Below are 11834 nucleotides of genomic sequence, written 5' to 3'. Positions count from 1 at the left end.
GCGCACAGCCCAAAGAATGATTTCGCCCTGAAAATGCCGACCATGGAAAGGATTCATATGCTGCACCTTTAGCTAAAACAGTCTTCAGCTTACCATTCGTGGTTATTTGCAACAGTGCCCAAATGATAATGTTCAAAGGATAAATAATGACTACCCAGAAAACAGGCTTAGTAATTAGTGCACATTCAGCTGATTTTGTATGGCGTGCAGGTGGTGCAATTGCTTTACATCAAAAACAGGGTGTTCAGATGCATATTGTATGTTTGTCATATGGAGAAAGAGGAGAGTCTGCAAAATTATGGCGTCAGCCTAATATGAGCGAAGTGAGAGTTAAGCAAGTACGTGAGCAAGAAGCACGAGCGGCAGCGGATATTCTTGGGGCTACTATTGAATTTCTTGATTTAGGCGATTATCCCTTACAGGCAGATAAGGAAATTCTATTTGAACTCGCTGATATTTATCGCCGGCTCCAGCCTGGATTCGTTTTAAGCCACTCTCTCCATGATCCTTATAATTATGATCATCCACGTGCTGCTCATTTAGCACAAGAAGCACGAATTATCGCGCAGGCAGAAGGCCATAATCCAGGAGAAAAGGTCATTGCAGCACCCCCTTTTTATTGTTTTGAACCTCATCAACCCGAACAATCTAATTGGAAACCAGATGTTTTATTAGATATTACCAGTGTTTGGGATCAAAAGTATCAGGCAATTCAGTGTATGCAGGGTCAAGAACATCTTTGGGAATACTATACTCGTGTTGCCTTGCAACGTGGAGTACAAGCTAAACGGAATATAGGGATAACGGCTGCTAAGAATATTATCTACGGTGAAGCTTATCAAAGTATTTTCCCTCGTGTTACGGAGAATCTTGAATGAATTCACTTGGTCAAAAAGGTGTAGTAGTTCGTAATATCGATCGCGCTCCACAGGAGGTGATCGATAAAATGGCTCACTATGGCGTAGCGACTGTCCATGAAGCTCTAGCACGCAAAGGGCTAATGGCATCTCGAATCAGACCTATACAACAAGGTATTTCTATATCTGGTTCTGCTATCACACTTTGGGTTGCGCCTGGAGATAACTGGATGTTTCATGTCGCAGTTGAGCAATGTCAGCCTGGCGATATTATTGTCGTATCACCAAGTTCACCCTGCCAAGACGGTTTTTTTGGCGATCTTTTAGCAACTTCAATGAAAGCACGTGGTGTTATTGGACTCGTCGGTGATATTGGAATACGAGACAGCCAGGTTTTGCGTGAAATGGGGTTCTACGTCTGGTCATGTTCAATTTTCTCCCAAGGTACTGTGAAAGAAACCTTGGGATCAGTAAATATACCGATTATTTGTGCAGAACAATTGGTTTATCCAGGTGATGTAATTGTCGCTGATGATGACGGTGTAGTTGTTGTACCCCGAAATATGGCTGTGGAAATTGAACAAAAAAGTTTCAAGCGAATGGAATTAGAAGAATCGAAAAGGCAGAGAATGGCTCAAGGTGAACTTGGGTTAGATATTTATGGTATGCGACCGCGTTTAGCAGAGAAAGGATTACGTTATATAGAACGCCTAGAAGATTTGGATGTCTAAATATGCAAACTCAAATTCGCTGTATGTTAATGCGGGGAGGCACTTCTAAAGGTGCTTATTTTCTCGCCCAAGATTTACCAGAAGAGCCGGAATTGCGTGACCACGTGTTACTTGCAGTTATGGGATCACCAGATACGCGTCAAATTGATGGAATTGGTGGTGGTAATTCGTTAACGAGTAAAGTTGCCATTGTACAAAAATCAGAACGAAAAGATACAGATATCGATTATTTATTCGCTCAAGTCAGTGTTGATCATGCAAGGGTAGATTATGGGCAAAATTGTGGCAATATTCTGGCTGGAGTTGTTCCTTTTGCAATCGAAAGAGGATTAATAAATCCACAAGATGATCAAACTGTTGTTACTGTATTTATGGAAAATACGCAACAATATGCGCGAGTTACCATTAAAACCTCTGGTTCCAGATTAGAATATGCTGGCTCCACTTATATAGATGGTGTACCAGAGCCAGCAGCTGAAATTATTCTCGAATTTAAAAATATAGAAGGTTCTACTTGTGGAAGCTTGTTACCTACCGATCAACCCATTGATCTGATAGATGGTATAAATGTTACCTGTATTGATAATGGCATGCCGATTGTTTTGATCAATGCAACTGATTTAGGTTGTACTGGCTACGAGAGTAAACAAGAGCTAGACCAGAATGAAGATCTTAAACAAAAACTAGAAAAAATTCGTTTAGAAGCCGGGAAATGCATGCATCTTGGGGATGTTAGCCATAAAACCATTCCTAAAATGTGCCTTATTTCAGCAGCACAGTCAGATAATTGTATTAATACTCGATTTTTTATTCCTCATCAATGTCATAACACTATCGGCGTTTTTGCTGCAATAAGTGTTGCTCGTGCATGTGTATTAAATGGAAGTATTGCTCAGACAGTTGCGAATGTACCTGCTGATACGCTTGAAAAGCGGCTAGTTATTGAACATCCCTCAGGTCATTTTACCGTTTTCTTGAGAGTGGATGATACGGGCAAGATCAAGGGCTGTGGATTTATCCGTACTGCGCGAGCATTATTCGACGGCTTGGTCTTAATTCCTGAAAGAATATGGAAAAAGCATTGAAAAATATAAAAACGGAGGAACCAATCTTCATCATTAATTTATAAAAAAACAATTTAAAGATATATCGCAATGATTCCTATTCGGATTTCTCAACCATAAAAAATAGTTCAAGGAATGAAATATGAATTTAAAAGAACAATTGAGCCAGAAGCCCATGAATACCTATCAATGGTTTATCGTTGCTTTATGTATCTTACTAAATATTGTAGACGGTTACGATGTCATGGTGATGGCATTTACTGCTGCTCCAGTTTCAGCTGACTGGCAATTGTCAGGATTTATACTTGGTATATTGCTGAGCATAGGTTTTATTGGAATGGCATTAGGTTCATTCTTAATAGCTCCCAAAGCAGATAAGATTGGTAGACGTAATCTGATTCTAATTTGTTTAATTATTTGTAGTGTTGGAATGATATTAAGTTCTATGACGCAGAATGCTTATCAGTTAGCAACATGTAGATTACTTACAGGTTTAGGGATTGGAGGTATTTTAACTAATGCCAGTGTGGTAGCTAATGAGTTTTCATCACAAAAATGGAAAAGCCTATCTGTGAGCTTATTATCTATGGGGTACGCTGTTGGTGCTGTGATGGGGGGAATAATTACCTATCACCTTATTGGTTCACATGGCTGGCGCAGTGTCTTTTTATTTGGAGGAGTATTGACCTCAACCGTATTTCTAATTTGCTTATTTGTTTTACCTGAATCTTTAGAATATCTGGTTGTGAAACAACCTAAAAAAGCGCTAGAAAGAATTAATTATATAGGTAATAAAATTGGTTTGCCTATTCTAGCCAATTTACCTCTGATTACATCAGTACAGCAAAAAACATCAATCAGAAAATTATTTTCGCCTCAGTTAGCCACTCAAACTATATGTATATGGGTAACTTTCTTTACTGTAATGGCTGGCTTTTATTTTATTCTCAGTTGGACACCTAAAATCCTAGCTATGGCAGGAATGACCGTAGAACAAGGCGTTAATCTAGGTACATTTCTTAATATCGGGGGAATTGTTGGAGCAATTTTAATAGGAAGTATTAGCTCGCTATTCCAAATCCATAAGGTTCTTGCTTTATTTCTCATAGCAACTTCAGTCAGTATTTTAATATTTGTGCTATTTGCGCAAGCTTATACTTATGCGCTTTTGATAGGCATATTGGTTGGGATGATGGCTAATGGTTGTATTGCTGGACTCTATGCTCTCTCCACTGTGACCTATTCAACAGAGATTCGTGCAACTGGAGTGGGGCTAGCTATCAGCATGGGGCGTGTCGGAGCAATTATGGCGCCACTAGGAGCAGGTTATTTCTTGGACATTGGCATTTCTCCACTACATTTATATCTATTCGCAGCATTGCTATTTAGTATTGGGTTTATCATGTTGCTTATTAGCTATCATCAATATAAACAATTTTCATTGGCAGAATCTGAAATCTAAAAATCATTAATTTTGGTTGGTCGAAAGTAGAATGCTAGCTCATCTTACTTTCTTCCAATAATTTAATCTTTGTTGTAATTAATTTGAGAATCTAAGAAATCAAAAAGATGGTCGTTTTTGATTTATAAAAAAGATCTATTTTAAGCTCAGGTTACTGAGCTGTATATAAGTATATAAGTCTGAGACAAATATTCTTAAATAAATGAATTATATTTATAATCCCTCTTTCTCCGCTCTTCGGTCATTAGCTGAATTATCTTCCGTAGCGCCTGATTTCCAGTAGGAAAAAGCATATAGTTCGTTTGCTGCCCAATTTTTTTCTTTTTTTAGATAGTGCCGAATAGCTTTAACTGATGAAAATTCGCCAGCTATATAAGCAAATCGGCTTAGCTTTTCGCTTGGTAGCGTGAGAGACTTGATCGTATCTGCTAGTTGACTACCTTGAACAGGATCAGCGTTATGTAGCCACGTCATCTCAACATTAGCTAAGGTTAGTAAATCCTGTTCATCTTCTTTACCATAAACCTCGATAATACATTGCACTGTACTACCACTAGGTAGGCTTTCCAGTATTGCACTAAGCACAGGTATAGCAGTAGCATCTCCAATTAGCAGAAAGTTATCTACTGCAGGATAAAGCGGCTTGTTTTTGGGTTTCATAAGCACCCCAAGTTGATCTCCAACTTGTGCATGAGTTGCCCATCCTGAGGCAGGAGATTCGTCATCATGTGCAATAAAATCAATCCATATCTGTTGTTTTTCAATATCTACGCCACGATGAGTATAGGTACGTATAGTAAAATTATTCTTATCATTTAGATCAAGTGGTTGGGTTTTATCTAGGGGTATGAGTATTTTGTTATTTACTCCAATAGTCATGGTAGCAATATTAGTAATAGTATCTAGCCTCCCTGTTAGATAGATTCGAATATAGTGTGGAGTAATTATTTGCTTATGGGTAACGATCATTACTTCTCGTACCATCTGTTGATTCATCGGATCAATTGTGATTTTATTCATATATACTCAGTTGATTTAATGGAGTGTTATACTGATGTGCGATTGTTTAATAATGAATGGCTAAGCTTATTCCTATAAAATTTTTATTCATCAGCATTATTATAGTTTCACAGTACTCTCTACCATAATACGGCTAACTCGTAGAAATAATGCTAGCTCCTCAGCTTTTAAGTTCTGAGTAAGCTGCTCTACAGCCCACTTCTCCGCTAGGTCAAGCTTTCCCATAACGTCCTCACCTTTAGGTGTTGCTTGTAGTAATTGACTGCGACCATCAAGCGGATTATCTGTCTTAAATATCAATTCAGCAGCTAAAAGATCATTCAAGGCACGGGTAATTTGGGCTTTATCTCGCTGCATATGCTTGGCAATAGATTGTGCTGTACTCTTTGAATTATGACAGACACATTTCAATGTTCTAATATGTGTCACTGATAAATCCAGTTTTTGTAGTTGAATGCCTTTAAGCAATAGATTTGTATAGCTATGCATTAATTGATGCATGGTTTCACTTAAAGAGATATTAAACATATAAAACTACAACTTAGTTGTTATATCAATAATATCGGAGATAGATGATTTTATCAACTACTTTTAAATGAATATCTGGTTCATAATTTGATGAAGGCGATTATTAGCCCTTAATAGACGTTATTAATAAAAAAACCGCCAATCAATAGGGCGGTTTTTATCAAGTCTCATATTAATTTTAAAAATTAAAACTTTATGGATTTTTCAAAAAAATAACTACTCGGACGTCTATTCTTCTTTTATCTGGACATTTTTTCCTGCTTTAGGGGTAAATAAGACTACATAAAACCGTGGAACATTGGTCAGTAAATAAGCGTGGAACATGATAAATCATAAAAAAAGCCCGAACAGGGATGAACGGGCTATAAATCGGGTAGAAGTACGTTGAATTATAACATAATTTAAAAAGCATTTTGTATAATCTGCATTATGTTAATTTTAGATAATCTTAAAAACTACTTCCATGCTCTAAACTTTTTTAAGCTGAGTATTAGGTAGAAATAAAGTAAAAATTCCGATTAAGGGTAAATATGAACATAGTGTAAATACCCATTCTATGCCGTCTCGATCAGCTAGGTATCCTAAACCAGCCGCTGCTATACCACTTACACCAAACATTAAACCAAACATGAGTCCAGCAATCATTCCAACACGCCCAGGAACTGCTTCTTGTGCATACACAACCATGGCAGAAAATGCAGATGACATAATTAAACCTGACATTACTGCGAGAATACACGTCCAAAATAAATTTGCATAAGGTATGAATAGCGCGAATGGGGCCATTCCTAAAAATGAAACCCAAATCACCGCTTTACGCCCAATACGGTCACCAATCGGTCCGCCAAAAAATGTACCAAAAGCAACTGCTGCCAAAAAAGCAAATAAATATAATTGAGCACTTTGAATTGGTAGATTAAATTTCTCAATTAAATAAAAAGTATAGTAATTACTAATACTTGCGATATAAGTAAACTTTGCGAACATTAGCATAGAAATAACTACGAGAGCTCGAACTAAAGTACTTCCATGTAATTTAAAACTTGAGGTAGATGCTGTTTTATTGATTTGAGTCTTGGCATGATGAATAGTCCATTTACTTACTTTAAATAAAACAAAAATTGCAATTAAAGCAAATAACACTAACCAAGCTGCTGAAGCTTGCCCGTTAGGAACGATAATAATAGCGGCCAATAAGGGACCAATTGCAGATCCTGTATTACCACCAACTTGAAAAGTCGATTGAGCCGTACCAAATCGCCCCCCAGACGCCATACGTGCCACACGAGAGGCTTCAGGATGAAATGTTGATGAACCAATCCCTATTAGGGATGCAGAGACAAGTAGCATATAAAAACTACTAGAAAACGCGAGCACAACAATGCCTATGAAGGTAACGACCATTCCTAAGGGCAGAAGATAGGGTTTAGGGTGTTTATCAGTATATAAACCGATCCAAGGTTGCAATAATGAAGCAGTAATTTGGTAGACCAGAGAAATTAGCCCAATTTGTGTAAAACTTAATGAAAAATTATCTTTTAGTAATGGATAAATAGCAGGGAGAGCTGCTTGAATTAAATCATTGAGTAAATGAGCTAAGGCTACAGCAAAAATAATATGACTCACCATTTTCGGTACTAAGTCTGTAACTTCAGCTTGGGGATTTTCCGCTATCTGAACAGGTGGTTGCATGAAATACCTTACTTGCCTTAAAAATTTAATCAGAATTATTATAATCTGTCATCTTTAAGTCTATATTCCAAAAATCATTCTATAAGTGACAATTTAAAGAGTTAATAACAATGTCTTTAGGCAAAAATATGGTTTCTACATTAGTTATCTCTATGGGCTCTAAGCATACTTATACAAGTTCAAGTGCCTTTAGTGCTATGTTTAAACGCCATTTAGGTTATTCTCCTCAAAATTTTAAATAAAGTTTTCATCAAATTCTTATCCATTTAACATAATGGCGGTTATACGAAATTAATGGATGTTCATATAGATTACTTGCATATTGTATTCGATCGAATACAATATAGTGAGAAGAGAAGGAATCCTCATGATTGAAATTAAACGTCTGCCAGAATTTGATGAATGGTTGGATGGCATTAAAGACAATATGACCCGTATCCGCCTGAATCGTCGATTAGATAAGGTTCAACGTGGAAACTGGGGAGACATTAAACCTCTCCAAGATGGCGTTTGGGAAATGAGAGAATTCTTCGGTTCTGGATGGAGGATGTATTACATCCAACATGGTGACGTTGTGATTGTAATGCTTGGTGGTGGAGATAAATCAACTCAACAACAAGACATCGATCGTGCAGTCAAACTATCGAAAACGTTGGAGGATTAAAATGGTTAAAGTAGCTGATTTACCAAGTTTTGATATGGCTGAGTCACTCAAAACTGAAGAAGACATTGTGATTTATCTCAATATGGTTCTTGAAGAGAATGATCCAGCTGAATTAGCTCATGCACTTGGTGTTATTGCTAAAGCTCGTGGCATGACTCAAATCGCTAAAGAAGCAGGGATTGGGCGTGAGGCACTCTACAAAGCCCTACGTCATGATTCAGCACCACGTTTTGATACAATTAATCGTGTAGTAAATGCTTTAGGCTTAAAACTCACAGTACAACACGCCTAAAGCTTTAAAAAATATAGTAAAAATGGGAGCTAAAGGCTCCCATTTTTAGATTCCTATAACGTGTATTATGTTAATTTTAGAGAAACTCATAAATGAATATAATAATTTGATTAAAATCCATTCTCTAAAATTCGGATATCAACACCAAGAACATCATCTTTTATCTTAAAGTGATGTTCTTGCATATGTACGGTTGCAAGGTGTGCATCTAAATGTTTGATACTTTTCCATTTTTCCAACATAACGACTGTATTTTTCAATGGCGCCTGATAAGACGCATGACTCTCATGATTAATAAGTAATTCGTAGCCAAAACAACCATCTTCTTCAAACACTGTTGGTGTGATCTCCTTGAATGAATTGATTACATGTTGCAGATGCTTTGAACCGGGTTTTACTTTAATTTCAGCAATAATTGTTAACATCATTTACCTCTATATCACTGATGCAGAAAAATTACGGATCAAATGTTGGCGATAGTCATCTTTTATTTGTGGTAAGTTTGGTGCTTTGATGACGTCATGAGCAATAAATGTTGACATGCTTTGCATACCAAGAAACTCATTGGCTTTTCGAAAAGGCAAATAAACCCCATCTACACCTCTCCCCTCAAAAAATTGTTTTGGATCAGTAAATGCTTCAGCAGGTGCATTCCAAGTTAATGACAGCATAAATTTTTTGCCATGCATTAAGCCTCCCGAACCATATTTTTTAGAAGTATCCGAACGTGAACGACCATCATTAGCGTATATATGACCATGACCTTCAGTAAATACATCATCAATATATTTTTTTACTGTCCATGGTGCACCCATCCACCAGCCTGGCATTTGATAAATAATAGCATCAGCCCAAAGATATTTTTTTACCTCCTCTTTTGGATCAAAAGCACTATCAGCACGCGTAACTTTAACTGTATGACCTAATTTGGTTAACACTTCTTCTGCTAAAATTGTCAAGGTATCGTTCAATTCACCATTAGAATGAGCAAAAGTTTTAGCACCATTGATAATTAAAATATTATTCATCTTCATCCCAAATTGAATAGAGAAGTACAATATAAATTTAAGATCCATCAACATAAATGCAATTATTAACAAAACATTATTGATTAATTGTTAATAATTAAAATATAATTAAAAATGATTTTTATTAATGATTTACTTAGATATGAAATCTACATTTGATGAACTTTTAGTATTTGTTACGATCGCTGATTGTGGCTCTATAGTGAAAACAGCAGAACAATTAAATCAAACAACATCTGCTATCAGTCGCACATTACAACGCCTCGAAAAAAAATTAAATGTTAAATTAATCGAACGTACAACCCGTAGCCTTAATCTTACCTATGATGGAAAAATTTTTTTAGAAAGAGCAAGAAAATTACTTTCTGATTTGAATGAAGCTGAAGAGTTGTTAATTAATCCAGGTACTGAACCTACAGGCTTAATTAAAATAGATTCAGCAACACCGTTTGTATTGCATGTAATTATTCCATTAATACCAGGGTTTATAGAACGATATCCAAAAATCAGTATTGAACTAACTAGTCATGATCATGTAATTGATTTATTAGAGCATAAAATAGATGTTGCTATACGATTTGGTGATCTAGAAGATTCAAGTCTCTATGCAAAATTATTATATAAAAGTCGTTTGTATATCGTTGCTAGCGCTGAATATCTCAAAAAAAATAACTTACCAAAATCTATTATTGAGTTAAATCAACATAGATTATTAGGATTTAGCCATCCTTTGCATTTAAATAATTGGCCAATTTATATAAATGATCAACTATATAAAACTTCACCATCTATTACAGCTTCTAATGGCGAAAGTGTTCGTCAACTTGCTTTACAAGGCGTAGGAATCGCTTGTCTCTCTGAATTTTTAATTTTAAAGGATATAAAAGAAGGTAAATTAATTGCTTTATTTGAAGATGAAATAAAGATTCATGAGCAAAAAATCCATGCTGTCTATTACAAAAAAAATTATATACCTAAGAGAGTTAGATTATTTATTGATTATTTATATGAAAAATTACAACAGCTTAATTAATTTTAAATGGATTTTTCAAACCAAAGTCTGAAAAATCCACCAAATCACTACCCATTTAACATAATGGAGGTTATGCAAAGTCGACTTGTAATGCAATTTGCATTACACTGTTCCTAGTACATTAAATACTTGGGAAATATGATGGCTACTGTTAACTTCAGGATCGATGAAGCCCTTAAAGAAAAATCTTATTCAATCCTTAAAGAGCAAGGTATTGCACCTACGGATTTCTTCACTAGTATTCTTGAGTATGTTGCTACGACTGGGAAACTGCCTGTCAAAAAAGCTTTGCTTTCGGAAGAAGATGAAGAATTATTAGCTCTTGTCCGTAAGCGCATTAATGATCCTAAAGAGATGTTTGAGGAAGTCACATTAGATGACTTATAAGCTTTTACGTCACAAGGACTTTACAGCAGAATGGGAAAAACTCCCTGTTGCTATACGAGATCAATTTAAAAAGAAACTAGCCGAAGCCATAGAGCAGCCACATATTCCAAAGAATATGCTTAGAGGCGATCTTGCAGGTTGCTATAAAATCAAATTATTAAAAGCTGGTGTCCGACTTGTCTATCAAGTTAAAGATGATCAGGTAGTTATCCTGCTCATTACCGTCGGAAAACGAGCTGATAGCATAGTTTATGACGAAGCGAAAAAGCGAATTAAAGACTAAAAATGGGAGCTTATAGCTCCCATTTTTGGCTTCGTATAAGAGATTTTATGTTAAATGGATACAGCTTTTGAAAATTTTAACTTTGAATCAGAGATTTCATTTTTAATATGATAAAACCAAAGAATAAAGAAAATTTTAATTTAGGTATGTCATAAGTGAATTTTTCAGGTGATGCAGAGGTTTTTTTATCTTGTCTTGGAACTAAAGAGTCAAGTTCAGATATTTTGAAAGCAGTTATTCTTGTTGCAAGTGAGTTTGACTCATTAGAGACTAATTTTGGTGGAGAAAAGCTATCCTATTGGCAATTTTTTAAGAGAGGTATTACGTTCAGGTTTAATGAACATCAGATACTAGATACCATTTTCATCTACGTCAAAGAGAATGAAGAATATTACCCATACCCGTTTTTAGAAAATCTGATCACAGGTATTAATCAAAAAAGTACGATGCAATCTGTAGCTTATTTATTTGGAATCCCCGAAAGAGAAAGTAACAGTTGGCTTAAATACAAAATATTTGATAAATATTTACATTTTGAGTTTGATAATTCATTAGAATTGAAACAAATTACAATGGGACAATATTGATACCATATTATTAATTTTTATGTGTTTTTTAAATTTAAACCCTAGATATGAGTCTAGGATTTTTCAATTTCGTATAACAGCCATTATGTGTGTGATTCATAGAGATCGTTTCAATTTAGCGATCTCTAAATCCATCTTGTAATTGGCGTGTTGAATCCGTTCATTGGATGGGTTGTATTGCTTCTGGACCTCATCAGAGAAAGGGG

The 11834-nt window shown here is 35.7% G+C and carries 15 protein-coding genes and 1 pseudogene; 10 read left to right on the top strand and 6 right to left on the bottom strand.

What is annotated here, in order from left to right; genetic code table 11:
* Positions 1–146: 146 nt before the first annotated feature.
* The 4 genes from ACP7BU_RS15130 to ACP7BU_RS15115 all read left to right on the top strand — a co-directional run bounded on the left by ACP7BU_RS15130 (position 147) and on the right by ACP7BU_RS15115 (position 4114).
* Positions 147–878: a PIG-L deacetylase family protein gene (locus tag ACP7BU_RS15130; protein WP_425880197.1), complete on the top strand. Its 732-nt coding sequence runs from the start codon at positions 147–149 to the stop codon at positions 876–878.
* Positions 875–1588 (top strand): 4-carboxy-4-hydroxy-2-oxoadipate aldolase/oxaloacetate decarboxylase, encoded by a 714-nt coding sequence (locus ACP7BU_RS15125; RefSeq protein WP_425880196.1) that lies wholly within the window; start codon positions 875–877, stop codon positions 1586–1588. Before ACP7BU_RS15130 ends, ACP7BU_RS15125 begins: the two co-directional genes overlap by 4 nt.
* A 2-nt stretch (positions 1589–1590) precedes the next feature.
* Complete coding sequence (locus tag ACP7BU_RS15120; RefSeq protein WP_425880195.1) at positions 1591–2673, top strand: 4-oxalomesaconate tautomerase; 1083 nt, start codon at positions 1591–1593, stop codon at positions 2671–2673.
* 121 nt (positions 2674–2794) lie between these two features.
* Positions 2795–4114, top strand: a complete 1320-nt coding sequence (locus ACP7BU_RS15115; protein WP_425880194.1) for an MFS transporter — start codon at positions 2795–2797, stop codon at positions 4112–4114.
* Between the two features lie 213 nt (positions 4115–4327).
* Here the strand turns inward: ACP7BU_RS15115 and ACP7BU_RS15110 are convergent, their stop codons facing one another.
* From ACP7BU_RS15110 to ACP7BU_RS15100, 3 genes are all read right to left on the bottom strand, one after another.
* Positions 4328–5134, bottom strand: coding sequence for a siderophore-interacting protein (locus tag ACP7BU_RS15110; RefSeq protein ID WP_425880193.1), 807 nt, complete (start codon positions 5132–5134; stop codon positions 4328–4330).
* Between the two features lie 99 nt (positions 5135–5233).
* Positions 5234–5662, bottom strand: a complete 429-nt coding sequence (locus tag ACP7BU_RS15105; protein WP_425880192.1) for a MarR family winged helix-turn-helix transcriptional regulator — start codon at positions 5660–5662, stop codon at positions 5234–5236.
* Positions 5663–6130: 468 nt separating this feature from the next.
* Positions 6131–7291 carry an MFS transporter gene (locus ACP7BU_RS15100; protein WP_425880199.1) on the bottom strand — a complete coding sequence of 387 codons (1161 nt, stop codon included), beginning with the start codon at positions 7289–7291 and terminating at the stop codon, positions 6131–6133.
* 430 nt (positions 7292–7721) lie between these two features.
* On the opposite strand from ACP7BU_RS15100, the gene ACP7BU_RS15095 reads away from it, so the two are divergent.
* Positions 7722–8018, top strand: a complete 297-nt coding sequence (locus ACP7BU_RS15095; RefSeq protein WP_004647749.1) for a type II toxin-antitoxin system RelE/ParE family toxin — start codon at positions 7722–7724, stop codon at positions 8016–8018.
* Position 8019: 1 nt separating this feature from the next.
* The gene (locus ACP7BU_RS15090; RefSeq protein WP_004647750.1) at positions 8020–8310 is read left to right on the top strand and encodes an addiction module antidote protein; all 291 of its coding nucleotides are present in this window, start codon (positions 8020–8022) and stop codon (positions 8308–8310) included.
* Positions 8311–8420: 110 nt separating this feature from the next.
* Here the strand turns inward: ACP7BU_RS15090 and ACP7BU_RS15085 are convergent, their stop codons facing one another.
* Positions 8421–8735 (bottom strand): putative quinol monooxygenase, encoded by a 315-nt coding sequence (locus ACP7BU_RS15085; RefSeq protein WP_005105962.1) that lies wholly within the window; start codon positions 8733–8735, stop codon positions 8421–8423.
* 9 nt (positions 8736–8744) lie between these two features.
* Positions 8745–9338 carry an NAD(P)H-dependent oxidoreductase gene (locus tag ACP7BU_RS15080; RefSeq protein ID WP_425880191.1) on the bottom strand — a complete coding sequence of 198 codons (594 nt, stop codon included), beginning with the start codon at positions 9336–9338 and terminating at the stop codon, positions 8745–8747.
* Between the two features lie 142 nt (positions 9339–9480).
* Here ACP7BU_RS15080 and ACP7BU_RS15075 point away from each other — a divergent pair, with 142 nt between their 5' ends.
* The 4 genes from ACP7BU_RS15075 (at position 9481) to ACP7BU_RS15060 (ending at position 11628) form a co-directional block, all read left to right on the top strand.
* The gene (locus ACP7BU_RS15075) at positions 9481–10371 is read left to right on the top strand and encodes a LysR substrate-binding domain-containing protein (protein WP_425880190.1); all 891 of its coding nucleotides are present in this window, start codon (positions 9481–9483) and stop codon (positions 10369–10371) included.
* A gap of 141 nt (positions 10372–10512) precedes the next feature.
* Positions 10513–10758 (top strand): type II toxin-antitoxin system RelB/DinJ family antitoxin, encoded by a 246-nt coding sequence (locus ACP7BU_RS15070; RefSeq protein WP_000246755.1) that lies wholly within the window; start codon positions 10513–10515, stop codon positions 10756–10758.
* The gene (locus ACP7BU_RS15065; RefSeq protein ID WP_425980833.1) at positions 10748–11041 is read left to right on the top strand and encodes a type II toxin-antitoxin system RelE family toxin; all 294 of its coding nucleotides are present in this window, start codon (positions 10748–10750) and stop codon (positions 11039–11041) included. The genes ACP7BU_RS15070 and ACP7BU_RS15065 overlap by 11 nt, the downstream gene beginning before the upstream one ends.
* Positions 11042–11196: 155 nt before the next feature.
* Entirely contained in the window at positions 11197–11628 is a 432-nt protein-coding gene (locus ACP7BU_RS15060) for a hypothetical protein (RefSeq protein WP_425880173.1), read from the top strand.
* Positions 11629–11724: 96 nt separating this feature from the next.
* On the opposite strand, the pseudogene ACP7BU_RS15055 reads toward ACP7BU_RS15060, so the two are convergent.
* A pseudogene (locus ACP7BU_RS15055) lies at positions 11725–11834 on the bottom strand (IS481 family transposase); the annotation flags it as partial.

Origin of the sequence: Acinetobacter sp. 40AMC3-4 (assembly GCF_049898185.1) — a bacterium.
GTDB lineage: Bacteria > Pseudomonadota > Gammaproteobacteria > Pseudomonadales > Moraxellaceae > Acinetobacter.
This window is presented reverse-complemented; position numbering and strand designations above follow the sequence as displayed.